Raw genomic sequence first — 26,816 nt, forward strand, 5'->3', positions numbered from 1 at the left:
TTGCCGCTCACCTCTCATTCCTCTGCACTCACTTCTCGCCTATTTCCCTCGTGCGTCGCTCCACAGCAGCTTGTGCAGTTGCAACTGGAAACGCACCGGCAGCTTGTCGGCGATGATCCACTCGGCCAGCTCACGCGGCTCGACCTTGCCCCAGACCGACGAGAACAGCACCATGCAGCGATCCGCCAACGCATGCTCGGCCAGCACCGCACGCGCCCATTCGTAGTCGGCGCGGCTGGCGAGGACAATCTTGATCTGGTCATGCGGCAACAGGTGGTCGAGGTTCGACCACAGGTTGCGCGCGCTTTCGCCGGAGCCGGGCGCCTTGAGATCCATCACCTTGCGCACGCGCGGGTCGACCGCAGAAACGTCCAGCGCGCCGGAGGTTTCCAGCGAAACCTCGTAGCCCGCATCGCACAGCCGGCGCAGCAGGATCAGGCAGCGCTTCTGCGCCAGCGGCTCGCCGCCGGTCACGCAGACGTGCTTCGCGCCGTGCGTGGCGACCTCGGCGAGGATATCGTCGATCGCGTGCCAGTTGCCGCCGTAGAACGAATACTCGGTATCGCACCAGACGCAGCGCAGCGGGCAGCCGGTGAGGCGCACGAACACGGTGCGCCAGCCGATCGCGTCGGCTTCGCCCTGGATCGAATGGAAGATCTCGGTGATGCGCAGCCGCTCGGCAACCGCCGCGGCAGGCGTGCCGGACGCCTTGCGCGCGTCATCGCCGCTCATCCGCTACCTACTCAGTTGCCCGACTGCAGTTGCAGGCGCTGCAGGCGTTCCTGGGCCAGGCTGGCCGCCTTGGAGCCCGGGTATTTGCTGGCAACCTGGGTCAGCGTGGCTTTCGCTGCCGCGGTCTGCTTGAGTTCCAGCTGGCTGTAGCCGACCTTGAGCAGCGCGTCGGGTGCCTTGTCGCTCTGCGGAAACTGGCTGAGCAACTGCTGGAACGATTCCAGCGCCACCGGGTAGTTGGTGGTGGCGTAGTACGACTCGCCGAGCCAGTACCAGGCGTTCGGCGCCAGCGCATGGTTCGGATACTGCTGGATGAAGCTGCGGAACTCGCGCGAGGCTTCCACATAATTGCCCGCGCGAATCGCCTTGAAGGCCACGTCGTAGGCGGTCTGGGCCGCGGCCGGATCGCCGGCGGTGGCGGTGTTGCTGCCCGCATTCGCGGCCGGCCGGCCAGCCGCCGGATTGGCGGCGGCAACGACGCTCGCTGCCGCTGCCGGGTTGCCGGCCTGCGCCTGCGGGTTGCTGCCTGACGCAGCGGCGGCACCCGCACGGCCACCCTCGAGGCGCCCGAGGCGGGCGTCGAGGTCGGTGTACTGGGCCTTGTTCTTGTCGTCGAGCGTCTGCAACTGGTGCTGCAGCTCTTCGACCTGCCCCTGCAACTGCTGCACCTGGGCCTGCAGCTGCTGCATCTGGTTGACCAGGCCGGTACCGGACTGGTCCTTGTTCTGTGCCTGCTGTTCCAGCCGCGCGACGCGATCGGCGAGGCTCAACCGCGAGTCCTGCGCGAAGGCCGGGAACGCGAACAGCATGGCGGACGCGATCGCGCCCGCCATGCTGCACCTGGCTGCAAAGCTGTTAGCCAGTCGCTTCATCATTACTGCGCCGTGTAGACGATCTCGACGCGGCGGTTCTTGCTCCAGCAATCCTCGTTGTGCTCACGGCACACCGGCTTTTCCTTGCCGTAGCTGATCACTTCCAGCTGGCTGGCCGAGCCGCCGTTCGCCTGCAGCGCGTCGGAGACGGCATTGCCGCGGCGCTCGCCGAGGCCGAGGTTGTACTCGCGCGAACCGCGCTCGTCGGCGTTGCCTTCGAGACGGATGTGCGAGGTCGGGCGATCCTGCAGGTACTTGGCGTGGCACGCCATGATCTGCTGGAACTCCGGCTTGATCTCGGTCTTGTCGAAGTCGAAGTACACGACGCGCTGACGCAGGCAGGCATCGGTATCGAGGTCGGCGGGGGTGTACTTGCCGTCGGAGACGGGTGCCTGGGCCGGAGCAGCCTGCTCCGGGGCGGGCTGGGGTTTGACTTCCTGCTTCTTGGAGCAAGCGGCCGCGCCTACGCAGAGCAGGGCAACCAGGGCGACGCGAACGGTCTTATTCATGGTGACGTTCCTTACGGGTTGAGTTCCGACAAACGATGACGACTGAGGTTACGGGACAGCTGACGCCGGTTGTCCGGCTGTTATTTTGACACTTGAAAGATCGACGGTACGTGATACTGCACCATCGCCCTGACTGGCTTTTGACGCGGCAAAGCGCCACAGCCGGAAACCGAAACGCGCCTCGCGGCGCCGTTCGGGCCCACTCCCTGGGCATCAGGCTGCCGCACTCGCGTGCAGCAGCCTGGAAAATCAACGTTGCCGATACGGCCCCCAGGCGGGCTCGCGCACGTCGCCATCGGAAAGCACGAGGCGCTGGCGAACCAGACCGTCAGCCGATACGGCATACAGCACGCCGCGACGTCCTTCGGTAGCGGCGTAAAGCAGCATGCTGGCATTCGGAGCAAAACTCGGGGACTCGTCGATCGGGCCCGGCGAGAGGAAACGCACCTGGTCACCCAGGCTGCGATCCATGATGGCAATACGATACACGTTCCCGTTGCCCTGCACCATGGCGATCTGCTTGCCGTCGTAGCTCACGTCGGCATTCAGATTGCTCTGGCCCTGGAAGCTGATCCGCTGCGGCGTGCCGCCACTGGCCGGGACCTGGTAGATCTGCGGCCGGCCGGAACGGTCGGAGGTGAAATAGATGCTCTGGCCGTCCGGCGCCCAGACCGGCTCGGTGTCGATCGAAAGGCTGTTGGTCAGCCGGGTTTCGCGGCGACTGGCCACGTCCAGCACGAACAGCTCCAGGTTGCCGACGTAGGACAGCGCCACCGCCAGCTTGCTGCCGTCCGGCGACCACGCCGGCGCACCGTTGATGCCCCGCGGGTGGGATTCCACCAGTTGCCGCGAGCCGGTGGTGATGTCCTGCACGTAGATCGACGAATTGCCGCTCTCGAACGAGACGTAGGCAAGCTTGCGGCCATCCGGCGACCACGCCGGCGTCAGCAGCGATTCCTTCGAGCGCGCCACCACCTGCGGGTTGTAGCCGTCCGAATCCGCCACGATCAGCGAATAGGTGGTGTGGTTGCCCAGGCCCACCGCCGTGATGTAGGCGATGCGGGTCCAGAACGCGCCGCGCACGCCGGTGATCTTCTGGTAGATGATGTCCGCGATCTGGTGCGCCACCCCCCGCAGGTCGCCCAGCGGGGTCGGCGGCATCTGCTGGTGCAGCAGGCTCTGCTGCTTGTTGACGTCCCACAGCTCGTATTCAACCTGGACCATGCCGTTGCCGGCGTCGGTGATGTTGCCGACCACGATATAGTCCTGCTTGAGCAACCGCCAGGTCGGGAACTTGATGTCCTGGCCCCTGGAGGGGAACTCCACGATGTCGCTCTTGGCCAGCGAGCGGAACTTGCCGGAACGGTTGAAGTCGTTGCGCATCACGTCGGCGACGTCGGTCGACAGCGGTGCGCCGCCGGCCTGGGCGAACGGCACCACCACGATCGGGGTGGCGGTCTTGACGCCGCCGACGATGTCGACATTCAGCGACTGGGCGGCGGCCGGGCCGGCGAACAACGCCACCACGGCCAACAGGATGGCGGCGAAGCTTGGGCTGAATTTGCGCATGGGCTTGATCATTGCGGCCTGAAGGTGAAGGTGAGGTTGCGCTGGAACACGCTTTCGAAACCCTTGTACGGCAAGGTCTTGGTGCGCAATACCGCATTCTCGACCGAACGCCGGCCGGCATCGTCGTACGGACAGCTGGAATCGACGGTGGCACTCATCACGTCACCGCCGGGCGACTGCACGATATGAACCTGACACGGAACTGCCGGTATGTTATCCGGCCTTAACCAGTTCGGCGTGACCGCATTCTGAATGGCCGCTGCATATTCGTCGGCGAGGTTGCTGTTCGGGCTGTTGTTGCCGGTCTGGCGTTGCGCCGCGTTGGGCAGGTCCGGGGCACCATTGTCCTGGGCGTTCTTCAGATCCTCCAACTGCTGCTTGGCCTGTTTGGCCTTGTTGTCGAGCTTGCGCGTCTGCTGCGCGGCAGCGTCCATCTTGGCGAACAGGTCCTCGATCTGCTTCTGCTTTTCCTGCTTCTGCTTGACCGCCTGCGCATCCAGCTCGGCCTGCCGCTGGCGCTGCTTTTCCTCCTGCAGCTGCTTGGCCTCCTCAGCCTTCAGCGCAGCCTCCTCCACCACCCGCTCCTGATCCTTGAGGTCGGGCTGCTTGGGCGGCGGCGGCAGCGTCTTCACCTCCGGCGCCTCGATCTTGGGCGGCGTCGGCGGCGGCACGGTGGGCGGCGGCGGGGTGGAGTCGGGCACCGGCTTGGCCTTGACCGCCTTCGGCGGCGGGCTACCGGTGGGGCCGATCAGGGTGGCCTCGATGATCGGCCCCTGCAGTTCCAGCGGCTTCGAACAGGTGATCGGGTTCATCCACGCCGGCAGGTGCAGCGCGTTGAACACGTTCTCGTAGGTCGAGCACGGCAGCACCGCGAGGAACAGGAACCCCACGATGCCGATGTGCAGGATGGCGGAAAGTACGACCGCCTTCGGCGTCGCCTTACTTTCGTCCATCGGAGGGGCTCTTGCCCTGGCCGGCCGTCTCGCCCGGCTGGCCCATCAGGCCGACCTTGGCCACCCCGGCCTGCTGCAGATCGGCCAGCACCTTGAACACGCCGCCGTAGCTGCCGCGCTCGTCGCCGCCGACCAGCACGCTGACCTCGGGGTTCTCGCGCACGAACGCGCCTACCTTGAGCTTGAGCGTGTCGGCATCGACCAGTTCCTTCTTCGCCCCGCTCAGGGTCAGGTAGAGCTGGCCGTCCTGCAGCACCGAGACCAGCACCGGGTCTTTCTTCTGCTGCAGCGACTTGGCGTTGGCCTGCGGCAGCTGCACGTCGACGCTGGAGTTCATCATCGGCGTGGTGACCATGAAGATGATCAGCAGCACCAGCATCACGTCGATGTACGGCACCACGTTGATTTCGGATTTGAGCTTGTAGCGCCGCTGGCGCCCGGAGGTTCGCATGGCTGCTCTCCGCTCAGGCGACGTCGTCGGTCTGGATCTGCCGCTGCAGTACCGAGGAGAACTCTTCCTGGAACACGTCGTAGCGCGAGGCGATGCGCTCGACCTTGGTGGCGTAGCGGTTGTACGCCCACTGCGCCGGGATCGCCGCGAACAGGCCCATCGCGGTGGCGATCAGCGCCTCGGAGATGTGCGGCGCGACCACCGCGATGGTCACGTCCTTCATCTCGCCCAGGCCCTGGAACGCGCCCATGATGCCCCACACGGTGCCGAACAGGCCGACGTACGGGCTGATCGAGCCGACGTTGGCGAGGAACTCCAGGTTGCGCTCGAGCAGGCCGATCTCGCGCGTGCCGGCCACCTGCATGGCGCGCTCGGAGCCCTCGATGGCGCTGCGCGTATCGTGCGTCTTGCGCTGGCGCTGGCGGGCGAATTCGCGGAAGCCCGACTCGAAGATGTTCTCGATGCCGCCGGTGCCGCCGTGGCGGTTGCTGACCTCGCGGAACAACTGGGCCAGATCGCCGCCGGACCAGAAGCGTTCCTCGAATTCCTCGGCATTCTCCATCGCCGCCTTGGTCTGCGAGTACTTGCGGATGATGATGACCCAGGACAGGAACGAGAACACCAGCAGGATCAGCAGCACCAGTTTTACCGGCACGCTCGAATCCGCGATCAGCGTGAAAACATTCAGTCCACCGTTCATTGCTTGCAGGTTCTCCGCCTATCGGCTTGGGTTGTCTTGAGGTGCGGGTTGCGGGATCAGGTCGGCCGGAATCGGCGCCGGCCGCATGCGCTGGAGGTCGACGCAGGCCACCCGCACGCTGGCGCGGATCAGGCAGCTGCCGTCCTTCTTCGTGATCGTCTGGGCGAACAGGATACTGGCTGCGCGCCGTTCTTTGACTTCGACCGTTACCGACAGTTCATCATCCAGCAGGGCGGGCCTGAGGAAGTCGATGTGCATGTCGCGCACCATGAAGGCCAGCCCGGTGGCCTGCTTGAAGGCCATCTGGTCGACGCCCAGCGCCCGCATCCACTCGCTGCGGGCGCGCTCCATGAAGCGCAGGTAGCCGGCGTGGTAGACCACGCCGCCGGCGTCGGTGTCTTCCCAGTAGACCCGTACGTTCCAGCTGAAGGGCGGTTCGGGAGCGGATTCAGGCATCGTCGGTTCCGGCATCGAACAGGTCGGCGGGCGGCGCCTGCCGCGGCGGTGGGGTCAGTCCCAGGTGGCGCCACCCTCTGGCGCTGACCATGCGGCCACGGGCGGTACGGATCAGATAGCCCTGCTGGATCAGGTACGGCTCGACCACGTCCTCCAGCGTGCCCCGATCCTCGCTCAGCGCAGCGGCCAGCGACTCCACCCCGACCGGGCCGCCGTCGAAGTTCTCGATGATCAGGCCAAGCAGGCGCCGGTCCAGCTCGTCGAAGCCCTGCGGGTCGATCTTCAGCATGTCCAGCGCGGCTTGCGCCGCCGCCAGGGTGATCTCGCCGCCGGCACGCACCTCGGCGTAGTCGCGCACCCGGCGCAGCAGGCGGTTGGCAATGCGCGGGGTGCCGCGCGAGCGACGGGCGATTTCCTGCGCCCCTTCCGGCGCGCAGGCGATGCCGAGGATCTTCGCGGCGCGGCGCACGATCGCGGTGAGCTCGTCGGCGGTATAGAACTCCAGTCGCTGCACGATGCCGAAGCGGTCGCGCAGCGGCGCGGTGAGCATGCCGGCGCGGGTGGTGGCGCCGATCAGGGTGAACGGCGGCAGGTCCAGCTTGATCGAGCGCGCGGCCGGGCCTTCGCCGATCATGATGTCGATCTGGAAGTCCTCCATCGCCGGGTACAGCACTTCCTCGACGATCGGCGACAGGCGGTGGATCTCGTCGACGAACAGCACGTCGTTCGCCTCCAGGTTGGTCAGCAGCGCGGCCAGGTCGCCGGCGCGCTCCAGCACCGGGCCAGAGGTGGAGCGCAGGTTGACCCCCAGCTCGTTCGCGATCACGTGGCTGAGCGTGGTCTTGCCCAGCCCCGGCGGGCCGAACACCAGCACGTGGTCCAGCGCGCCGCCGCGCTTCTTCGCCGCCTCGATGTAGATCGACAGCTGCTCGCGCACCGCCTGCTGGCCCAGGTACTCGGCCAGCCGCTTCGGCCGGATGGTGGCTTCCAGCGCCTCGTCGTCGAGCTGGGCGGCGGCGGTGATGATGCGGTGGTCGGTCATGCCGGCATTATGGCAGGCCGGCCACGCACTTGTAGGAGCCCGCTTGCGGGCGATGCCTTTCCGCCGCGGGCTCCGAAGCAAGAGCATCGCCCGCAAGCGGGCTCCTACAAGGTCGGCTCAGATTTCGACCTGCGCGCCCAGCTCGATCAGCCGGTTGCCGGGGATCTGGAAGAACGCGGTGGCCGGCATCGCGTTGCGCGACAGGAACGCGAACAGCTTGTCGCGCCACAGCGCCATGCCGGGGCGACGTGCGTCGGCCACGATGGTCTCGCGCGACAGGAAGAAGGTGGTGTCCATCATGTCGAAGCCGAGTCCCTCGCGTGTGCACTGGGTCAGCGCCAGCGGGATGTTCGGATCCTCGGCGAAGCCGAAGCGCAGCTCCAGCCCGAAGAAGTTGCCGGCCATCGGGGTGATCGCGATGCGCTCGTCGGCCTCGGCCACCGGCGTTTCCAGCGTCTCCACCGTCAGCAGCACGTTGCGTTCGTGCAGCACCTTGTTGTGCTTGAGGTTGTGCAGCAGCGCATGCGGCACGGCATGCTGGTTCGCGGTGAGGAAGATCGCCGTGCCCGGCACGCGCAACGGCGGGTGCTCGGCGATGTTCTCGATGAACGGCGCCAGCGCCAGCCCGCCCTGCTTGATCTCGCGCACCACCAGCTCGCGGCCGCGGCGCCAGGTCGTCATCACCGTGAACAGCACCACGCCCAGCACCAGCGGGAACCAGCCGCCATGCGCGACCTTCAGCAGGTTCGCGCCGAAGAACGACAGGTCGATGATCAGGAACAGCACGCCGACCAGCACCACCGTCAGCCAGCTCCAGTGCCAGCGCTTGCGCGCCACCACCAGCGCCAGCAAGGTGGTCATGGTCATGGTGCCGGTCACCGCGATGCCATAGGCGGCGCCCAGGTTGTCCGAGCTGCGGAAGCCGAGCACCGCCAGGATCACCAGCACCATCAGCATCCGGTTGACCCACGGCACGAAGATTTGCCCGGACATCTCGCGCGAGGTGTGCACCACCGCCAGCCGCGGCGAATAGCCCAGCGACATCGCCTCGCGGGTCATCGAGAACGCGCCGGAGATCACCGCCTGCGAGGCGATCACCGCCGCCGCCGCCGACAGCACGATCATCGGATACAGCAGCGACTCGGGCACCATCAGGTAGAACGGGCTGGAGATCGCCAGCGGATCGGCCAGCAGCAGCGCACCCTGACCGAAATAGTTGAGCAGCAGCGCCGGCAGCACGAAGCCGAACCAGGCCAGCCGGATGGGCTTCTTGCCGAAGTGGCCCATGTCGGCATACAGCGCCTCGGCGCCGGTCAGTGCCAGCACCACGCCGCCGAGCGCGATGAAGGAGGTATTGCCGTGGCTGAGGAAGAAACGCACCGCATGCAGCGGATTGATCGCGTACAGCACCTGCGGGTTGGCGATGATCTGGCGCACGCCGAGCACCGCCAGCACCACGAACCACAGCGTCATCACCGGCGCGAACGCCTTGCCGACCTTGTGCGTGCCGTGCCGCTGCACCGCGAACATGCCGAGCAGGATCGCCAGCGCAATCCACACCACGTACTTGCCCAGGCCGGGCGCAGCGACTTGCAGGCCCTCGACCGCGCCGAGCACCGAGATCGCCGGGGTGATCACGCCGTCGCCGTAGAACAGCGCCGCGCCGAAGATGCCGAAGCCGGCCAGTACCCAGCGCGCGCGCGCCGAGCCACTCATCGAACGCTGCGCCAGCGCCATCAGCGCCATGATGCCGCCCTCGCCCTTGTTGTCCGCACGCATCACGAAGGTGACGTACTTCAGCGAGACCACCATGATCAGCGACCAGAACACCAGCGAAAGCACGCCCAGCACCGCCGGCTCGGTCGGCGTCATGCCGTGCGTGCCGAGGGTTTCCTTCATGGTGTACAGCGGGCTGGTGCCGATGTCGCCGAACACCACGCCGATCGCGCCCAGCGCCAGCGTCCGCAACCGGCGCCGGGCGTCCGACGCAGTCTCGATCGGGTTGTTCTGCCGGCCCACGATCAGCCCCCGAGCGCCGCGCGCAACGCCTTGCGGATGATCGCTTCGGCGTCGTCGCCCTCGGCGGCGACCTTCTGCACCAGCCGGCTCACCTCGACCGGCTTGTAGCCCAGCTGCTGCAGCGCCACGGTCGCTTCGCCGGTGGCATCCAGCGGCGCACCGGCCGCACGCGGCGTGGCGCCGGGAATGCCCGACATGCCATCGAGGCGATCGCGCAGCTCCACCACGATGCGCTCGGCGGTCTTCTTGCCGATGCCGGGGATCTTGGTCAGCGCGACCACGTCGCCGGCCTGCACCAGCCGCGCGAAGTGGTCGGTGGACACGCCGGACAACACCGCCAGCGCGATCTTCGCGCCGATCCCGCTGACCTTCAGCAGGTTGCGGAACAGCGTGCGTTCGGCTTCGTGCAGGAAGCCGTACAGCGTGATGCTGTCTTCCTTCACCGCGTGGTGGATCAGCAGCACCACTTCCTTGCCGAGGCCCGGCAGGTCGTAGATGGTCGACATCGGCGCCTCGACCTCGTAGCCGACGCCGCCGACCTCGACCAGCAGCGACGGCGGCTGCTTGCCGATCAGGGTGCCGCGCAGGCGCCCGATCACCGGCGCCGCCTCCAGGCCGTGCGCGGAATGCCGACGCGGGCCAGACTGGCGCGGGTGTGCGCATGCGTCACCGCCACCGCCAGCGCATCGGCGGCATCGGCCTGCAGCGGTCCCTTGAGGCCGAGCAGCACGCCGATCATGTGCTGTACCTGGGTCTTGTCGCCGCGACCGCTGCCGACCACGGACTGCTTCACTTCGGTTGCTGCATATTCGTGCACCACGATCCCCTGGCTGACCACCGCGCAGATCGCGGCGCCGCGCGCCTGTCCGAGCTTCAGCGCCGAATCCGGATTGCGCGCCATGAACACGCGCTCGACCCCGCACTCGGCCGGCTGGTGGGTCGCGATGATGTCACACAGTTCGTCAAAGATGCGTTTCAGGCGCAGCGGAAAGCTGGCCTCGCCGGCCACCGCCAGCGCGCCGTGGAAGACGTGGCTGAGCCTGCCGGCATCGTCCACGTCGATGATGCCCACGCCGGTGCGCTGGCTGCCGGGGTCGATGCCGATGATCCGCACATGCCGGAATTCGGGATTTTGGACTCGGGATTCGGGAGAAGCCACAGCGGGCGCCTTCACTTCTTTGGTGGATGGAGTCGCGCCGAACCGCCCGACTTTTTGCTCGTACCGAATCTCGCCCCCCGGTCCACGAATCCCGTCACGAGGCCGCCGGCAAGGCGGCGTTGTGCGACACCTCGCTTACGTCGTCCAGCGCGTCGAGCTTCTCCAGCAGGTCGAGCAACTGCTCCAGCGCCTCCTCCGGCACCTCGACGCGGTTGTTCGGGCGCATCACCACGCCGGCGTGCTGGGCGTTCAGCCCGGCGGCGATCAAGCCCTGCTGCACCGCCTCGAAGCTCTCCGGTGTGCACAGCACGGTGCTTTCGCCGTGCTCGTTGATCACGTCGTCGGCGCCGGCTTCCAGCGCCGCCTCCAGCACCTTTTCCTCGGCCGCCGCGTCGTCGCCGGTGGCGAACACCAGCTCGCCGCAGCGGGTGAACTGGAACGCCACCGAACCGGAGGTACCAAGGTTGCCGCCATGCTTGGTCAGCGCGTAGCGCACGTCGGCCACGGTACGGGTGGGATTGTCGGTGAAGCACTCGATGATCAGCGCGATGCCGGCCGGGCCGTAGCCTTCGTAGCGCAGTTCCTGCATGTCGGCACCGCCGTCGGTGCCGGAGCCACGCTTGATCGCGCGCTCGATGGTGTCCTTGGTCATGTTCGCCGACAGGGCCTTGTCGATTGCCGCACGCAGGCGCGGGTTGCCGCCAGGGTCGGCGACGCCGGAACGGGTGGCGACGGTGATCTCGCGGATCAGCTTGGTGAACACCTTGGCGCGCCTGGCGTCTTCGGCGTTCTTGCGACCTTCGATGGACGGGCCTCTACCCATGACGATTCCTGCACGAAGCGAGTGGACAAGCGCTCAATTTTACCTGAATTCGGCCCGCGTGCCGGCCACGCCGCCCCACCGAACCGCGGCATGACGCCTCAGGCCGCGGCGGGCGGAAACCGGCCGTGGCGCAGGAATTCCGCCACCAGTCGCGCCACCTCCTGCGAGAACAGCAGGCCGGTGTGGTTTGCTTCGACCACGCGGTGCGCAGTCACCCCCGCCAGGCGGGTTTCCTCCACTGCCACCGTGCCGTCGTGCTCGCCGGCGAAGTGGCCGAGCATGGCGCCCAGGCCGAGCGGCAGGCGCCCGGCGATCACGCCGACCTCGCGCGGCCCGTCCCAGCGTTCGAAGCCCTGTTCCAGCAGTTCGCGGTTGTGCCCCAGCAGCACCTCGCCGCCGCGGCCCCAGGCGGCGAAACCGCGCGCCGCGGCGCTGCCCTTCAGCGGCGAGCCCAGGCAGACGATGCGACCGGGCGGCGGGGTGCCGTCGAGACAGGCGCGCAAGGCCAGCAAGCCGCCCAGACTGTGGCCGACCAGGTGCACCGCGTCGGCCTCCCCGGCCAGCGCGGCCATGCGTGCCTGCAACCGGTCCAGGATGCGCTGCTGGGTGGCCGCCACGCTCAGGTAATCGAAGCGGTGCACACGGAAGCCTGCCTCCATCAGCCGGCGGTGCAGCATGGACAGCGCGAAACCGCGCATCCACAGACCGTGCAGCAGGATCACGTGATCGCTCATGGCGTACCGCCGCCGTGACGCGAGCGCAACTGCCGGCGGCTCAGCCGGCAGCCTCGCCGTCGGTCGCCACGCGCACGTGCAGCTCCTTCAGCTGCGCCGCGGCGATCGGCGAGGGCGCATCGGTCATCAGGTCCTGCGCGCTGGTGGTCTTGGGGAAGGCGATCACGTCGCGGATCGACTCGGTGCCGGCCATCAAGGCGGCGATGCGGTCGATGCCGAAGGCCAGGCCGCCATGCGGCGGTGCACCGAATTTCAGTGCCTTCAGCAGGAAGCCGAACTTCATTTCCGCCTCCTCCGCGCCGATGCCAAGCAGCTCGAACACCGTGCTCTGCATCTCCGGGCGGTGGATGCGGATCGAGCCGCCGCCGATCTCGTTGCCGTTCAAGACCATGTCGTAGCCGCGGCTCACCGCGTTGTGCGGGTCGGCGCGCAGCTGGGCGGCGTCATCCACCTTCGGCGCGGTGAACGGGTGATGCAGGGCCACGAAACGCTGTTCCTCGGCGTCGTACTCGAACATCGGGAAGTCGGTGACCCACAGCGGCTTCCAGCCGTCCGCGACCAGGCCACGATCCTTGCCGACCTTCAGCCGCAGCGCGCCCATGAAGTCGGACACGGTCTTCCACGCACCGGCGCCGAAGAACACGATGTCGCCGGTCTGCGCAGCGGTCGCCTTGAGCACGCCATTCAGCGCCGCGTCGTCGAGGAACTTCGCCACCGGCGAATTGATCCCGTCGCGGCCCTTGGCCAGATCCTCGACCTTGAGCCAGGCCAGGCCCTTCGCACCGTAACGCGCGACGTACTCGGCCAGGCCGTCGATGTCCTTGCGCGACAGCGTGCTGCCGCCCGGCACGCGCAGCGCGGCGACGCGGCCGGCCGGGTCGTTGGCCGGCTCGGCGAACACCTTGAACTCGACGTGCTTCACCGCGTCGGCCACGTCGACCAGCTCCAGCGCGATGCGCAGGTCCGGCTTGTCCGAACCGAAGCGGCGCATCGCCTCCATCCAGGTCATGCGCGGGAACGCCGCGTCCAGCTCGACGCTCTGCACTTCGCGGAAAACGTGGCGGATCAGTTCCTCCACGAAGTCCTGCACGTCCTTCTCTTCCACGAAGGCGAACTCCAGGTCGAGCTGGGTGAACTCCGGCTGGCGGTCGGCGCGCAGGTCCTCGTCGCGGAAGCAGCGGGCGATCTGGTAGTAGCGGTCGAAGCCGGCCACCATCAGGATCTGCTTGAACAGCTGCGGCGACTGCGGCAGTGCGTAGAACTGGCCCGGATGCACGCGGCTGGGCACCAGGTAGTCGCGCGCGCCCTCCGGCGTGGCCTTGGTCAGGATCGGCGTCTCCACGTCCTGGAATCCGCGCGCGTCGAGGTAGCGGCGCAGCGCCTGCACCAGCTTGATGCGCTTGCGCATCATCGCCTGCATCTCGGGGCGGCGCAGGTCGAGGTAGCGGTAGGTCATCCGCAGGTCCTCGTTCGGGTTCTCGTGCAGCGCGAACGGCAGGTCCTTCGCGGCGTTGAGCACCTCCACCGTGTCGGCCAGCAACTCGACCGTACCGGTCTTCAGCTTGTCGTTGACCGACACCCGCGGGCGGATCGTGCCGGTCACGCGCACGCAGTACTCGTAGCCCAGCTCGCCGGCGACGGCGAACGCGGCGGGATTGTCGCGATCGATCACCACCTGGGCCAGCCCCTCGTGGTCGCGCAGGTCGACGAACGCCACGTGCGCCTGCAGGCGGATCTTGTTGACCCAGCCGCACAGGGTGACGGTCTGGCCGATCAGCGCCTCGTCGATGAGGCCGCAGTAATGCGTGCGCATGCGTTGGAACTCCGGCGTCGCCGCGGCGACTTCAGGCAAGGGAAAAGACCGCAAAGTCTACCACTGCCGCGCACCGCGGCGGGCCGCGCTACCAGCGCCGGTCGACCAGGAACTGGCCGCGGCAACCGTGCGCCACCCACACTCCGGCGCGGTTCCAGCCCCAGCTGTAGCCCTCCACGCAATTCGCGTCGGAAAGCTGCCGGCCCAACCGCACGCGACCGTGGCGGCCCACGTCGACCTGGCACATCTGGTATTTCTTCTGGTTGCTGTCGCACTGCAGGCTGATCCGGCGATCCCAGCCGGGTCCGGGGCGCCAGTCGCCCCGGTCGTCGTCGCGGTCGTCGTAACGTTCGTCCCGGCGATCGCCCCAGGCGTCGTCGTCGCGATCGCCGGGACGGCCGTCGTAACGGCCGCGATCACGGTTGCCGTAGGCGTAGTCATCGCGCTCGGCCGGACCGAACAGGCCGCGGCAGCCGCGATCGACCCACAGCGTGCCGTGGTCCATGCCCCAGCTCTCGCCGCGCAGGCAGGCGGCCTTCGACTCCTGCTTGTACAGCTCGACGTACCGCCACGGCACGGCGCAGCGCGCGTAGTGGCCGTCGTTGCTCACGCAGCGCACCGGCGCATCCGACTGCGCCTGCGCCGGCGGGGCCACTCCCAGCAGGCCGCCCCCCAGTCCGGCCACGATGATCCCGACCGCCCACCTGCCGACTGCCCGCATGCTCCGCCTCCTCGTTCATGCCGCCCCGGCACCGCGCCGGAGTCGTTCGGAATCAGCATATCCCGCGTCCGAACGCGGCAACCGGCCGGGCATCCCAGCGGTTCAGCTGGCGCTGCTTCCGGAGTCGCCGGAGGCCGGCGCCGGGGCAGCCGCGGGGGCAGCCGCCGCGGTGCCGGACTGGCCGGCATCGCCGGCCAGGTTGTGCTTCTTCTCGCCGCTCTTCTTGAAGTCGGTCTCGTACCAGCCGCTGCCGGCGAGCCGGAACGACGGTGCGCTGACCATCCGCCGCAGGTGCGGCGCATCGCAGGCGGGACAGACGGTGGGGTCGGTATCGGACAACTTCTGCAGGCGGTCGAAGCGGTGACCGCAATGGCTGCATTCGAATTCGTAGATGGGCATGGGAACTCCGGGCACGCCGGCCATCGCGGGGCCGGCAACAGGCCATTATCGGCGTGTGCGGCAGGATTTCAATGTAGCAGGCGGCGCATGGCGGGCGCCTTGCCCATGGTAGTAGCCTGCGGATCAGGGACGAACCCGGGCCGGCCTGCCGACTCATGTTCCCCCAGCACACACGAAGGGGTCGTTGCGGCATTTGGACTGATAGACGTCTATACGTCTATTGACGGAGCAATGGCGCACCACTAGTCTGCATTTGCTGCGATGCGGCAAACCACGAACCGGAGAGCTTCCATGAGCAAACGTTCCAACCCGATCGCCCTGGCGTGGCTTCCCGCTGCGGTGCTGCTGGCCCTGGCCGGCAATGTCGCCGCACAGGATGCCAGCCAAGCCACCCCGGCCAAGGCCAAGAACCTCGATTCCGTGGTGGTCACCGGCACGCGCGTGTCCAACCGCACCGCCGGCGAGTCGCTGGCGCCGATCGACGTGTTGAGCCCCGCCGACCTGCAGGGTACCGGCACCACCGAGCTGGCCACGGCGCTGTCGCGCCTGCTGCCCTCGCTGAACTTCCCGCGCCCCTCGCTCACCGACGGCACCGACGGCTCGCGCCCGGCGCAGTTGCGCGGCCTGTCGCCGGACCAGGTGCTGGTGCTGGTTAACGGCAAGCGCCGCCACACCGGCGCGATCGTCAACCTCAACGGCACCCAGGGTCGCGGCTCCTCGCCGGTGGACCTCAACGCGATCCCGATCACCGCGGTGAAGCGCATCGAGGTGCTGCGCGACGGCGCCGCCGCGCAATACGGCTCCGACGCGATCGCCGGCGTGGTCAACATCGTGCTGAAGGACGGCGCCGACGGCGGCAGCGTGGCCGCCAGCGTGGGCCAGTACAGCGCCGGCGACGGCCTGCAGCGCGAAGGCAGCGGCGACATCGGCTTCCACCTCGGCCAGGACGGCTGGCTGCGCGTGGCCGCCGCGGTGGGCAAGGACGGCTACACCGACCGCGCCGGGCCGGACCTGCGCAACCCGGCCGACCCCAGCTACGCCCGCGTCAACCAGCGCTTCGGCGACCCCGAGGTCACCCACCAGTCGGTGTTCCTCAACAGCCAGTACGACTTGTCGCCGAACGTCAACGTCTACGCGTTCGCCAACGCCAACAATCGCAACGCGGAATCCGCCGGCTTCTACCGTCCGGGCCTGGACAGCCGCAACATCCGCGCGATCTACCCCGACGGCTTCCTGCCGCTGATCGCCACCGCCTCCAAGGACCGCGCCTTCGTCGCCGGCATCCGCGGCACCACCGCGAACTACTGGCACTGGGACCTCAGCGGCAACTACGGCAAGAACAGCCTGCAGTTCGACGTCAACCACAGCCTCAACACCCAGCTCGGCCCGACCAGCCCCACCCACTTCTACGCCGGCAGGTTGAACAACACCGAGAAACTGCTCAACGCGGATTTCTCGCGCGACTTCGACGTGGGCGGCCTGGCCGGCCCGCTGACCCTGGCGTTCGGCGGCGAGTACCGCCACGAGAACTACGCCATCGACGCCGGCGACCCCACCTCGTATTTCGGCGGCGGTTCGCAGGTGTTCCCCGGCTTCCGTCCGTCCGATGCCAACTCCAACAGCCGCCACAGCTACGCCGTGTATGGCGAGCTGGACGCGGACCTTACCCAGAAGCTGAGCGGCTCGCTGGCCGTACGCCACGAGAAATACAGCGACTTTGGCAACACCACCTCGGGCAAGCTCTCCGCGCGCTATGCGTTCACCGACAAGGTCGCGCTGCGCGCCACCGCCTCGAACGGCTTCCGCGCGCCGTCGCTGGCCCAGCAGAACTACTCCACCACCTCCACCGTGTTCATCAGCAGCGTGCCTTACGAGGTGCGCACGTTCCCGGTGAACAGCCCGGTCGGACGCGCGTTCGGCGCCGAGCCGCTGAAGGCGGAGAAATCGGTCAACTACAGCCTGGGCCTGGTGCTGCAGCCCACCGACCGCACCGCGCTGACCGTCGACGCCTACCAGATCCGCATCGGCGACCGCATCGTGCTGTCGGAGAACCTCACCGGCAGCGCGGTTACCACCTACCTCACCGCGCACGGCTTCCCCGGCGTCACCGGCGGGCGCTACTTCACCAACGCGGTGGACACGCGCACCCGCGGCGTCGACATCGTGGGCAGCTGGCGCACCGAACTGGCCGGCGGCGGGCTCAACCTGACGCTGGGCTACAACTACAACAAGACCGACATCCTCAACACCCGGCCGAACCCGGCGATCCTGGCCCAGAACGGGCTCAACCTGCAGCGTATGGGGCGCACCGAGAAAGGCCGCATCACGGTCGGCGCGCCGCGCGACAAGTTCACCCTCGGCGGCGACTGGACGCTCGGCCACTGGGGCCTGCGCTCCACGCTGTCGCGCTACGGCAAGTTCACCGTGTTGAACAACAACGCGGCCAACGACCAGACCTTCGCCGCCAAGTGGGTGCTGGACCTGGCCGGCGACTACACGCTGGACCAGTGGACCTTCACCCTCGGCGCGGACAACGTGTTCGACGAATACCCGGACAAGGTGATCGCCGCCAACAGCACCTCGGGCATCCTGCCGTACAGCTCGAGTTCGCCGTTCGGCTTCAACGGCGCCTACGTCTACGGCAAGGTGGCGTACCGCTGGTAAATCGACGCAAGCCATTGGACCCAAAGCCCCGGCCAGTCCGGGGCTTTTTCATGGCTGGCCTCCCCACCGCCTTTTGCGTCGTCCCTGCCGCCATCCGTTGACGGATTTCGCTGACGGCTTGTGCCGCCAGCGGCGAGTGTGGATCGACAACCAATGGGAAACGCAGTGCGTCATCGACTGGAGGGGAGTTCATGAAACCCGTGAACCGTACAAGCATGCCGGGCGCGGCCCTGGCCCTGACCCTGAGCGCAGGCGTCACGATGGCGCGCGAGGCGCCGACCATGACCGTCGCCGTGATCGACTTCACCAACGACACCACGAGCGGCAGAAGATCGACGCCGTGCTGGCCGAGCAGGACCTTCCCGCCTGCTCGCACATGCGCCCAGGCAGCAGCCCGCACACCGGCAACATCACCGGCCCGCAGTACCCGGTCACCGGCAGCGTCGCGGCGTACACCGAGGACACCTCCAACACCGGCGGCCTCAACATCGCCGGCTTCCGCGTGGGCGGCGGCAAGTCGAAGGCCTATGTCGCGATCGACCTGCGGGTGGTCGACGCGGAGACCTCGGAAGTAGTGTATTCGCGCACCGTCGAAGGGCGCAGCTCCAACGGCGGCGTCAACCTGCGCGGCTACGTCAGCGGCGTCGGCGGCGACTTCGCCCATGCCAAGAAGACCCCGGCCAGCAAGGCGGTGCGCGCGGCGCTGATCGAGGCCACCGATTATCTGGACTGCACCATGGTCAAGCGCGACGGCTGCGAAGCCCGCTACCAGCAGAAGCAACAGCGCCGCCGCCAGGGCAGCAAGGACACGCTCGACCTCGACTGACCATCGGCGGCGATCCGTGCGGCAGGCCGGAACCACCCCGGCCGTCGCACGGCGTCCCGGGGACGACCATCGTCCCCGGGGCCTGCGTCAGACTTTGCGGAACAGCAGCTTCCCGCCATCGGCGACCACCTGCACCGTGTCGCCCGACTGGAAGCGGCCTTCGAGGATCTGCTTGGCCAGCGGGTTCTCCAGCTGCTGCTGGATCGCCCGCTTCAGCGGCCGCGCGCCATACACCGGATCGAAGCCGACGTTGCCGAGCAGGGCCAGCGCATCGTCGCCGACGTCCAGCTTCAGCTGCCGCTCGGCCAGGCGCTTTTCCAGGTATTCCAGCTGGATCTTCGCGATCGCGCGGATCTGGCTCTTGTCCAGCGGGCGGAACACCACGATCTCGTCGAGCCGGTTGATGAACTCCGGGCGGAAGTGCGCCTGCACCACGCCTAGCACGGACGCCTTCATCTGGGTGTACTGCTCTTCGGCGTCGCCGTTGCCCTCGGCCGCGTCCTGGATCATCTGCGAGCCGAGGTTCGAGGTCATCACGATGACGGTGTTGCGAAAATCCACGGTGCGGCCCTGTCCGTCGGTCAGGCGGCCGTCGTCGAGTACCTGCAGCAGGATGTTGAACACGTCCGGATGCGCCTTCTCCACTTCATCGAGCAGGATCACGCTGTACGGCCGGCGGCGCACTGCTTCCGTCAAATAGCCGCCTTCCTCGTAGCCGACGTAGCCGGGAGGCGCGCCCACCAGGCGCGAGACGGAGTGCTTCTCCATGAACTCGCTCATGTCGATGCGCACCATCGCGTCGGTGGTGTCGAACATGAACTCGGCCAGCGCCTTGCACAGCTCGGTCTTGCCCACGCCGGTGGGGCCGAGGAACAGGAACGAACCGTTCGGCCGGTTCGGGTCGGACAGGCCGGCGCGCGAGCGGCGGATCGCGTCGGACACCGCGTGCACCGCCTCGTCCTGGCCGACCACGCGCTGGTGCAGCGCGTCCTCCATGTGCAGCAGCTTGTCGCGCTCGCCTTCCAGCATCTTGTTGACCGGGATGCCGGTCCAGCGGCTGACCACCTCGGCGATCTCCTCGGCGGTGACGCGGGTCTGCACCAGCCTGAAGTCCTGCGTCTCGGCGGCCTGCGCCGCGGCGAGCTGCTTTTCCAGTTCCGGCAGCTTGCCGTACTGGATCTCGCTCATCTTGGCGTAGTCCTGCCGGCGCTGGGCGGCATCGAGTTCCTGCCGCGCCTGCTCGATCTGCTCCTTCACCTTGGTGGTGCCCTGCAGCGCGGCCTTCTCGGACTTCCAGATCTCGTTCAAGTCGGAGAACTCGCGCTCGAGCTTGCCGATGTCGGTTTCCAGATCGGCCAGGCGTTGCTTCGACTCGCTGTCCTTCTCCTTCTTCAGCATCTCGCGCTGGATCTTCAGCTGGATCAGCCGGCGCTCCAGCCGGTCCAGCTCCTCCGGCTTGGAGTCGATTTCCATGCGGATGCGGCTGGCCGCCTCGTCCATCAGGTCGATCGCCTTGTCCGGCAGCTGGCGGTCGGCGATGTAGCGATGCGACAGCGTGGCCGCGGCGACGATCGCCGGGTCGGTGATCTCCACGCCATGGTGCACCGCGTAGCGTTCCTTCAACCCGCGCAGGATCGCGATGGTGTCCTCGACACTCGGCTCGCCCACGAAGACCTTCTGGAAGCGCCGTTCCAGCGCGGCGTCCTTCTCGATGTACTTGCGGTATTCGTCCAGCGTGGTGGCGCCGATGCAATGCAACTCGCCGCGCGCCAGCGCGGGCTTGAGCATGTTGCCGGCGTCCATCGCGCCCTCGGCCTTGCCGGCACCGACCATGGTGTGCAGCTCGTCGATGAACAGGATCACCCGGCCTTTCTGCTTGGACAGGTCGCTCAGCACGGCCTTCAGCCGCTCCTCGAATTCGCCGCGGAACTTGGCGCCGGCGATCAGCGCGCCCATGTCCAGCGCCAGCACTCGGCGGTCGCGCAGGCCCTCGGGCACCTCGCCCTTGATGATGCGCTGGGCCAGGCCCTCGACGATGGCGGTCTTGCCCACACCGGGCTCGCCGATCAGCACCGGGTTGTTCTTGGTGCGCCGCTGCAGCACCTGGATGGTGCGGCGGATCTCCTCGTCGCGGCCGATCACCGGATCGAGCTTGCCCGACTCGGCGCGCGCGGTGAGGTCGATGCAGTACTTCTCCAGCGCCTGGCGCTGCTCCTCGGCGTTCTCGCTCTGCACCTTCTCGCCGCCGCGCAACTGCTCGATCGCCGCCTCGAGGTTCGCTCTGGTCGCACCGGCCGCCTTCAGCGCGGCGCCCAGTTCACCCTTGTCCTCCAGCGCCGCCAGCACGAACAGTTCGCTGGCGATGAACTGGTCGCCGCGCTGCTGCGCCAGCTTGTCGGTGAGGTTGAGCAGGCGATTGAGGTCGTTGCCCAGGTTGATGTTGCCTTCCTGCCCGCTGACCTTCGGCAGCCGTTCCAGCAGGTCGTTGACACGCTGGGTCAGCAGCGGCACGTTGACCTGGGCCTGGGTCAGCAGCGGCGCGGTCGAGCCGCCCTGCTGGGCCAGCAGCGCGGCCATCACGTGCACCGGTTCGAGCATGTTGTGGTCGCGGCCCACGGCCAGCGACTGTGCGTCGGCCAGCGCCTGCTGGAAACGCGAGGTGAGCTTGTCCATCCGCATCGCAATGATCCCCGCAAGAGATGAATGGTTCTGGCGGGCCATGCCGCCACTGCCCGCTTAGATGCGGACTGTGGCAGGCGATTCAAGCAAGCGGCGTGAAAGGCCGGGCCGGTCGGGGCAGCAACGGAACATCAGGCGTGGTCCAGCCAGACCAGGCTGGCGAAGCGGCCGCTGCGGGCGCCGTCGCGGCGGTAGGAATAGAAGCGCGGATCGGCCAGCGTGTCGAAGCCGCCGCCGTGGACATGCCGGACGCCGGACGCCTGCAACCGGCGCCGCGCCAGCGCGGCGAGGTCGCAGCGCCAGTGGCCGGGACGCGTCGGCGCAAAGTGGGCGGCGGCCGCGGCGTCGGTAGCCGTGAAGGCCGCGCGCACTTCCTCGCCCACCTCGTACGAGGCTGCGCCGATGCACGGCCCCAACCACGCCAGCAGGCGCGCCGGTGGCGTTTGCAACTGGGTCAGCGTGGCTTCCAGTACGCCGGCGGCCAGCCCGCGCCAGCCCGCGTGGGCCACGCCGATCTCGCTGCCGTCGTCGGCGCAGAACAGCACCGGCAGGCAATCGGCGGTGAGGATGGCCAGCACCGTGCCGGGAATGTGCGACACCACCGCATCCGCCTGCGGCTCGTCCGCGCTGGGCAGCGGCCCCAGTTCGGCCACGCCGGTACCGTGCACCTGACGCAGCCAGCGTGGCGCCGACGGCAGTCGCAGTGCCTGCTGCAGCGCGCTGCGGTTGGCCTGCACGGCGTCGATGTCGTCGCCGCTGCGCAGGCCGAGGTTGAAACGGTCGAACGGCGGCGCCGAAATGCCTGGCCCCTGTCGCGTGGTGATCGCCGCGTGGACCCGGGCCGGGGCCGGCCAGTCGGGGAAGATCCAGGTTTCGGTCATTTTCTCGGGATTCGGGATTCGGGATTCGGGATTCGGGATTCGGGATTCGGGAAGCATCGCACAGGCACCGGCGGCGTTCCTTGGCGCTTGCCCTCAGTAGTGATCCGAACCGTGCTCGGCCAGGTCCGCGCGCAGCGCCTCGATCAGCGCCTGCAGGTCGGCCGGCCGCTGCGCGCCGAACGACAGCGCCTCGCCGCTGGCCGGGTGGATGAACGACAGCTTCTCGGCATGCAACGCCTGCCGGCGGAAACCGCGCAGGGTGGCAGCCAGTTCCGCGCTGGCGCCCTTGGGCAGCTTCAGGCCGCCGCCGTACAGCGGGTCGCCGATCAGTGGATGGCCGATATGCGCCAGGTGCACGCGGATCTGGTGGGTGCGGCCGGTTTCCAGCTGGCATTGCAGCAGGCTGTGCGCGCGGAAGCGCTCGCGCAGGCGATAGTGGGTCACCGCGCGCTTGCCGTCTTCCTCGTCGCGTACCGCCTGGCGCAGGCGGTCGCCCATGCTGCGCCCGATCGGCGCATCCACCGTGCCGCCGGCCACCAGCGTGCCCAGCACCACCGCTTCGTACTGGCGCTCCACTTCGTGGCGCGACAGCAGGTCGACCAGCGCGGTGTACGTCGGCAGGGTCCGCGCCACCACCATCAGGCCGGAGGTGTCCTTGTCCAGCCGGTGCACGATGCCGGCGCGCGGCAGTTCGGCCAGCTGCGGGTCGTGGTGCAGCAGCGCGTTCAGCAGGGTGCCGGCCGGGTTGCCGGCGCCGGGATGGACCACCAGCCCGGCCGGCTTGTCCAGCACCAGCAGGTGCGCGTCCTCGTGCACGATGGTCAGCGCGATGTCCTCCGCCGCGCTGGACACCTCGTTTTCCAGCTCGACCTCAAGGCATACCCGCTCGCCGCCCCGCAGCAGCTGCCGCGGCGGCGCCTGCGCGCCGTCCAGGGTCACGGCGCCGGATTTGATCCAACCGCTGAGCCGCGAACGCGAATAATCGGGGAACATCTCGGCCAGCGCCTGGTCGAACCTGCGTCCCGCCGCCCCCAGCGGCACCTCCGCCTCGTGCCGGATCGTGGTCATGCCGGCCTCCACGGGCTGTGGCCGGTTTCGGCTATCATGCCTTTTCGCTCAAACATCCGAACTCCTTCCTTATGCGCCCAACGATCGACCCGCCCTGGCTGCCGATGCCCAAATTGCCTGTACTCAAAGTGCTTGTGGTGCTGATGCTCGTCGTGTCGATGAGCGCCTGTTCGATGTTCAAGTCGAAACGCGAAACCATCGACACGATGCCGCTGGTCGCGCTGTACGACAACGCGCACGCCTCGTTGCAGAACGCCGATTATGCAGCCGCCACCAAGGCCTACCAGCGCCTGATCGCGCGCTTCCCGTCGGGCGAATACAACGAGCAGGCACAACTGGAGATGGCCTACGCGCAATACAAGGACAACCAGCCGGATGATGCCTTGTCGACCGTGAACCGCTTCATCAAGACCTACCCGGCCAACAAGCACGTCGATTATGCCTACTACCTGCGCGGCCTGATCAACTTCGACCGCACCAGCGGCGTGATCGAGCGCTTCATCAACCGCGAAGGTTCGCAGGCACGCCGCGATCAGGGCTACAACCTGCAGTCGTTCGACGACTTCGCCGAGCTGTCGCGGCGCTTCCCGGACAGTGCGTATACCGCCGATGCGCGCCAGCGCATGATCTACCTGCGCAACATCCTGGCCGAGCACGAGATCAACGTGGCCGAGTTCTACCTGCGCAACAAGGCTTACGTCGCCGCCGCCGACCGCGCGCAGTACGTGATCGAGCATTACCAGCAGGCATCGCAGACCGGCGATGCGCTGGCCATCCTCACCCGCAGCTACCTGGCGCTGGACCAGAAGACCCTGGCCGACCAGAGCCGCCAGGTGCTGGCGCTGAACTACCCGAACCACCCGTACCTGAGCGACGCCAAGTGGCCGCATGCGCCGTCCATGCTGCGCAAGATGGTGCCGTTCTCGGGGCATCATTGAGCTTTGCCGACTGCTCCGTCCACAAGAGAGCCGGCGTCCGCGCCGGCTTTTTTCATGGGGATCTCGCCAGCCCCGCACCCTCACCCCAAGCCTCTCACCCGCAAGGGGACTCCCTTCGGTCGCCGGAGGGAGAGCGAGCAACCGTGCCGTGCGGGTTCGGCTTCGTCGATATGGCGGCGACCCTTCGCTTCGAGGGTCAATGCCAGCCCGAAGTAATCGGATAGCGCCGCTCGCGACCGAACGCGCGGGTGGTCACGCGCGGGCCCGGCGCCGACTGCCGCCGCTTGAACTCGTTCAGCAGCACCAGCCGCACCACCCGGCGCACCACGTCGGCATCGAAGCCCTGCGCCACGATCTCCGCCTGCGACTGCTCGCCCTCGATGAAGCGTTCGAGGATCGCATCCAGCTCGTCGTACGGCGGCAGCGAGTCCTGGTCGGTCTGGTTGTCGCGCAGCTCGGCCGAGGGCGGGCGGTCGATGACTTCGGGGGGAATGGGCAACCGGGAATCGGAAATGGCTCGTCCCGCCGCGTTGTTTTCCCCACTCCCGGCCCCATTCCGCCAGCGCGCCAGCCGGTACACCACGGTCTTGTAGACGTCCTTCAGCGGCGCGTAGGCGCCGCACATGTCGCCGTACAGCGTGCAGTAGCCGACTGCCATCTCGCTCTTGTTGCCGGTGGCGAGCAAGAGCTTGCCATGCTTGTTGGAGAGCGCCATCAACATCACGCCGCGCGTGCGCGACTGCAGGTTCTCCTCGGTGGTGTCGGCCGCCTTGCCGGCGAACGCCGGCGCCAGTGCCGCGACGAACGACTGGCAGGTCGGCTCGATGTCGATCACGTGGTAGTCCACGCCCAGCCGTTGCGCCTGCGCGCGTGCGCCGTCCAGCGACAGCTGCGAGGTGTAGCGGGTGGGCATCATCACCGCGGTGACGCGTGAGGCGCCCAGCGCGTCGACTGCCAGCGCCAGCGTCAGTGCGGAGTCGATGCCACCAGACAGGCCCAGCAGCACGCCACTGAAGGCGTTCTTGTCGATGTAGTCGCGGGTGCCGCGCACCAGGGCGGCGTACAGCGTCGCCTCCAGCGATGGGTCGGCGGCGACCGGCCAGTCGTCCGCCGACCAGCGGCGCGTGGCCGGATCGAACCCGGCCCACAGCAGCGCGTCGACGAAGGCCGGCGCGCGCGCGGCGACCATGCCGTCGCCGTCCACCAGCAGCGAGCCGCCGTCGTAGACCACCTCGTCCTGGCCGCCGACCAGGTTGAGGTAGGCGATCGCGCAACCGGTCTCTCTCGCGCGCGCGGCCAGCACCGCCTCGCGCTCGGCCTGCTTGCGCTCGTCCCACGGTGAAGCGTTGATCACCACCAGCAGCTCCGCACCGGCCGCCGCAGCCTGCGCCGCCGGCTCCGGCTGCCACACGTCCTCGCAGATCAGCAGGCCGACGCTCACCCCGTCGATCATGGTCGTGACCGAGGCGTGGCCCGGGCGGAAATAGCGCTTGTCGTCGAACACGCCGTAGTTCGGCAGCGCCTGCTTGTGTGCGGTGCAGTCCACCTTGCCGTCGCGCAGCAGGCTGGCCGCGTTGAACACCTCGCCCTCGCTGTACGGGTGGCCGACCAGGGCGGCAACGCCGTGGCTCGCCGCCGCCAGCGTGGCCAGCTCGCTGGCGCAGGCAGCCAGGAAGCTCGGTCGCAGCAGCAGATCCTCCGGCGGATAGCCGGAGAGGGTCAGCTCGGGAAACGCCACCAGCGCGGCGCCGCCGGCGCGCGCCCGGGCGATCAGCTCGCCCACCTTCGCGGCATTCGCCGCCACCGCACCGACCGCGAAATCGAACTGGGCCAGCGCCACACGCAGCTTTGCCATGGACTTCCTGCTCCGGAAAACGACGAAGGCCGCGACGTATCGCGGCCTTCGCATTTTACGGCACGGCGGCGCCGACTTACTTCATCAGCTTCGCCAGCGTCTTGCCCAGGTCGGCCGGCGACTTCACCGTGGTGACGCCGGCCTTCTCCAGCGCGGCGAACTTCGCCGCGGCGGTGCCCTTGCCGCCGGAGATGATCGCACCGGCATGGCCCATGCGCTTGCCGGCCGGGGCCGAGGCGCCGGCGATGAACGACACCACCGGCTTGGTCACGTACTCGCCGATGAACTCGGCGGCGTCTTCCTCGGCGCTGCCGCCGATCTCGCCGACCATGATGATGCCTTCGGTCTGCGGGTCGTCCTGGAACAGCTTCAGGCAGTCGATGAAGTTCAGGCCGTTGATCGGGTCGCCGCCGATGCCGATGCAGGTGGACTGGCCCAGGCCCTCGTTGGTGGTCTGGAACACCGCTTCATAGGTCAGCGTGCCCGAACGCGACACGATGCCGACCTTGCCCGGCATGTGGATGTGGCCCGGCTGGATGCCGATCTTGCACTCGCCCGGGGTGATGATGCCGGGGCAGTTCGGCCCGATCAGGATGGTTTCCGGATGCTGCGCCAGCACGTTCTTCACGCGCAGCATGTCCAGCACCGGGATGCCTTCGGTGATCGCCACGATCACCTTGATGCCGGCATCGATCGCTTCCAGGATCGAGTCGGCCGCGAACGGCGGCGGCACGAAGATCACCGACGCGTCGGCGCCGGTTTCCAGCACCGCTTCGTCGACCGAGTTGAACACCGGCAGGCCGATGTGCTGGGAGCCACCCTTGCCCGGGGTGACGCCGCCGACCACCTGGGTGCCGTAGTCGAGGCACTGCTGTGCGTGGAAGGTGCCCTGCTGGCCGGTGAAGCCCTGCACCAGCACCTTGGTATTTTTGTTGACGAGAACTGACATGACT

25 protein-coding genes are annotated in these 26,816 nt (G+C 67.9%); 3 read left to right on the forward strand and 22 right to left on the reverse strand.

What is annotated here, in order from left to right:
• Positions 1–39 precede the first annotated feature (39 nt).
• The 17 genes from queE to RHOOR92_RS0117505 form a co-directional block, all read right to left on the reverse strand.
• On the reverse strand, positions 40–732 hold the full coding sequence (gene queE, locus RHOOR92_RS0117425) for a 7-carboxy-7-deazaguanine synthase QueE (protein ID WP_007507299.1): 693 nt from the start codon (positions 730–732) through the stop codon (positions 40–42).
• An 11-nt stretch (positions 733–743) separates the two neighbouring features.
• A complete protein-coding gene (gene ybgF / locus RHOOR92_RS0117430; protein WP_007507301.1) occupies positions 744–1,565 on the reverse strand; it encodes a tol-pal system protein YbgF in 822 nt (273 codons plus the stop codon).
• A gap of 41 nt (positions 1,566–1,606) precedes the next feature.
• The gene (gene pal / locus RHOOR92_RS0117435; protein ID WP_007507303.1) at positions 1,607–2,113 is read right to left on the reverse strand and encodes a peptidoglycan-associated lipoprotein Pal; all 507 of its coding nucleotides are present in this window, start codon (positions 2,111–2,113) and stop codon (positions 1,607–1,609) included.
• Between the two features lie 249 nt (positions 2,114–2,362).
• Positions 2,363–3,682, reverse strand: a complete 1,320-nt coding sequence (tolB, locus tag RHOOR92_RS0117440) for a Tol-Pal system beta propeller repeat protein TolB (RefSeq protein WP_007507306.1) — start codon at positions 3,680–3,682, stop codon at positions 2,363–2,365.
• A gap of 8 nt (positions 3,683–3,690) precedes the next feature.
• Positions 3,691–4,635 carry a cell envelope integrity protein TolA gene (locus RHOOR92_RS0117445; protein WP_015446901.1) on the reverse strand — a complete coding sequence of 315 codons (945 nt, stop codon included), beginning with the start codon at positions 4,633–4,635 and terminating at the stop codon, positions 3,691–3,693.
• Positions 4,622–5,086, reverse strand: a complete 465-nt coding sequence (tolR, locus tag RHOOR92_RS0117450) for a protein TolR (protein WP_015446900.1) — start codon at positions 5,084–5,086, stop codon at positions 4,622–4,624. The genes RHOOR92_RS0117445 and tolR overlap by 14 nt, the downstream gene beginning before the upstream one ends.
• A gap of 13 nt (positions 5,087–5,099) precedes the next feature.
• Positions 5,100–5,786 carry a protein TolQ gene (gene tolQ, locus RHOOR92_RS0117455; RefSeq protein ID WP_007507311.1) on the reverse strand — a complete coding sequence of 229 codons (687 nt, stop codon included), beginning with the start codon at positions 5,784–5,786 and terminating at the stop codon, positions 5,100–5,102.
• An 18-nt stretch (positions 5,787–5,804) separates the two neighbouring features.
• Positions 5,805–6,242, reverse strand: coding sequence for a tol-pal system-associated acyl-CoA thioesterase (gene ybgC, locus RHOOR92_RS0117460; RefSeq protein WP_007507313.1), 438 nt, complete (start codon positions 6,240–6,242; stop codon positions 5,805–5,807).
• Positions 6,235–7,284 (reverse strand): Holliday junction branch migration DNA helicase RuvB, encoded by a 1,050-nt coding sequence (gene ruvB / locus RHOOR92_RS0117465; RefSeq protein WP_007507315.1) that lies wholly within the window; start codon positions 7,282–7,284, stop codon positions 6,235–6,237. The genes ybgC and ruvB overlap by 8 nt, the downstream gene beginning before the upstream one ends.
• 117 nt (positions 7,285–7,401) lie before the next feature.
• The gene (locus RHOOR92_RS0117470) at positions 7,402–9,303 is read right to left on the reverse strand and encodes a potassium transporter Kup (protein ID WP_015446897.1); all 1,902 of its coding nucleotides are present in this window, start codon (positions 9,301–9,303) and stop codon (positions 7,402–7,404) included.
• A 2-nt stretch (positions 9,304–9,305) separates the two neighbouring features.
• The gene (ruvA, locus tag RHOOR92_RS0117475) at positions 9,306–9,902 is read right to left on the reverse strand and encodes a Holliday junction branch migration protein RuvA (RefSeq protein ID WP_027485342.1); all 597 of its coding nucleotides are present in this window, start codon (positions 9,900–9,902) and stop codon (positions 9,306–9,308) included.
• Entirely contained in the window at positions 9,899–10,417 is a 519-nt protein-coding gene (gene ruvC, locus RHOOR92_RS0117480) for a crossover junction endodeoxyribonuclease RuvC (protein WP_007507320.1), read from the reverse strand. Before ruvC ends, ruvA begins: the two co-directional genes overlap by 4 nt.
• A 139-nt stretch (positions 10,418–10,556) precedes the next feature.
• Positions 10,557–11,285, reverse strand: coding sequence for a YebC/PmpR family DNA-binding transcriptional regulator (locus RHOOR92_RS0117485; RefSeq protein ID WP_007507322.1), 729 nt, complete (start codon positions 11,283–11,285; stop codon positions 10,557–10,559).
• Positions 11,286–11,383: 98 nt separating this feature from the next.
• Positions 11,384–12,019 carry an alpha/beta fold hydrolase gene (locus RHOOR92_RS0117490; RefSeq protein WP_007507324.1) on the reverse strand — a complete coding sequence of 212 codons (636 nt, stop codon included), beginning with the start codon at positions 12,017–12,019 and terminating at the stop codon, positions 11,384–11,386.
• 40 nt (positions 12,020–12,059) lie between these two features.
• A complete protein-coding gene (gene aspS / locus RHOOR92_RS0117495; RefSeq protein WP_027485341.1) occupies positions 12,060–13,832 on the reverse strand; it encodes an aspartate--tRNA ligase in 1,773 nt (590 codons plus the stop codon).
• An 88-nt stretch (positions 13,833–13,920) separates the two neighbouring features.
• Positions 13,921–14,553, reverse strand: coding sequence for a DUF3011 domain-containing protein (locus RHOOR92_RS0117500; protein ID WP_027485340.1), 633 nt, complete (start codon positions 14,551–14,553; stop codon positions 13,921–13,923).
• Between the two features lie 102 nt (positions 14,554–14,655).
• Positions 14,656–14,952 (reverse strand): zinc ribbon domain-containing protein, encoded by a 297-nt coding sequence (locus tag RHOOR92_RS0117505; protein ID WP_007507329.1) that lies wholly within the window; start codon positions 14,950–14,952, stop codon positions 14,656–14,658.
• Positions 14,953–15,243: 291 nt separating this feature from the next.
• Here RHOOR92_RS0117505 and RHOOR92_RS0117510 point away from each other — a divergent pair, with 291 nt between their 5' ends.
• Complete coding sequence (locus tag RHOOR92_RS0117510; RefSeq protein ID WP_015446891.1) at positions 15,244–17,616, forward strand: TonB-dependent receptor; 2,373 nt, start codon at positions 15,244–15,246, stop codon at positions 17,614–17,616.
• Between the two features lie 340 nt (positions 17,617–17,956).
• Positions 17,957–18,442, forward strand: coding sequence for a CsgG/HfaB family protein (locus tag RHOOR92_RS18915; protein ID WP_231378426.1), 486 nt, complete (start codon positions 17,957–17,959; stop codon positions 18,440–18,442).
• An 87-nt stretch (positions 18,443–18,529) separates the two neighbouring features.
• On the opposite strand, the gene clpB is transcribed toward RHOOR92_RS18915, so the two are convergent.
• The 3 genes from clpB to rluD all read right to left on the reverse strand — a co-directional run bounded on the left by clpB (position 18,530) and on the right by rluD (position 23,070).
• The gene (clpB, locus tag RHOOR92_RS0117520) at positions 18,530–21,121 is read right to left on the reverse strand and encodes an ATP-dependent chaperone ClpB (protein WP_027490830.1); all 2,592 of its coding nucleotides are present in this window, start codon (positions 21,119–21,121) and stop codon (positions 18,530–18,532) included.
• Positions 21,122–21,252: 131 nt separating this feature from the next.
• Positions 21,253–22,002 (reverse strand): peptidoglycan editing factor PgeF, encoded by a 750-nt coding sequence (gene pgeF, locus RHOOR92_RS0117525; RefSeq protein WP_007507335.1) that lies wholly within the window; start codon positions 22,000–22,002, stop codon positions 21,253–21,255.
• A gap of 93 nt (positions 22,003–22,095) precedes the next feature.
• Positions 22,096–23,070, reverse strand: coding sequence for a 23S rRNA pseudouridine(1911/1915/1917) synthase RluD (gene rluD / locus RHOOR92_RS0117530; RefSeq protein ID WP_027485338.1), 975 nt, complete (start codon positions 23,068–23,070; stop codon positions 22,096–22,098).
• A gap of 104 nt (positions 23,071–23,174) precedes the next feature.
• Between rluD and RHOOR92_RS0117535 the strand changes: the two genes are divergently transcribed.
• Positions 23,175–24,008 (forward strand): outer membrane protein assembly factor BamD, encoded by an 834-nt coding sequence (locus RHOOR92_RS0117535; RefSeq protein WP_037115710.1) that lies wholly within the window; start codon positions 23,175–23,177, stop codon positions 24,006–24,008.
• A gap of 196 nt (positions 24,009–24,204) precedes the next feature.
• On the opposite strand, the gene RHOOR92_RS0117540 is transcribed toward RHOOR92_RS0117535, so the two are convergent.
• Both RHOOR92_RS0117540 and sucD read right to left on the reverse strand, forming a co-directional pair.
• Positions 24,205–25,863: an NAD+ synthase gene (locus tag RHOOR92_RS0117540; RefSeq protein WP_007507341.1), complete on the reverse strand. Its 1,659-nt coding sequence runs from the start codon at positions 25,861–25,863 to the stop codon at positions 24,205–24,207.
• Between the two features lie 76 nt (positions 25,864–25,939).
• Positions 25,940–26,812 (reverse strand): succinate--CoA ligase subunit alpha, encoded by an 873-nt coding sequence (gene sucD, locus RHOOR92_RS0117545; protein ID WP_007507344.1) that lies wholly within the window; start codon positions 26,810–26,812, stop codon positions 25,940–25,942.
• Positions 26,813–26,816 lie beyond the last annotated feature (4 nt).

The sequence above is a fragment of the Rhodanobacter sp. OR92 genome (assembly GCF_000427545.1).
Lineage (GTDB): Bacteria > Pseudomonadota > Gammaproteobacteria > Xanthomonadales > Rhodanobacteraceae > Rhodanobacter > Rhodanobacter denitrificans.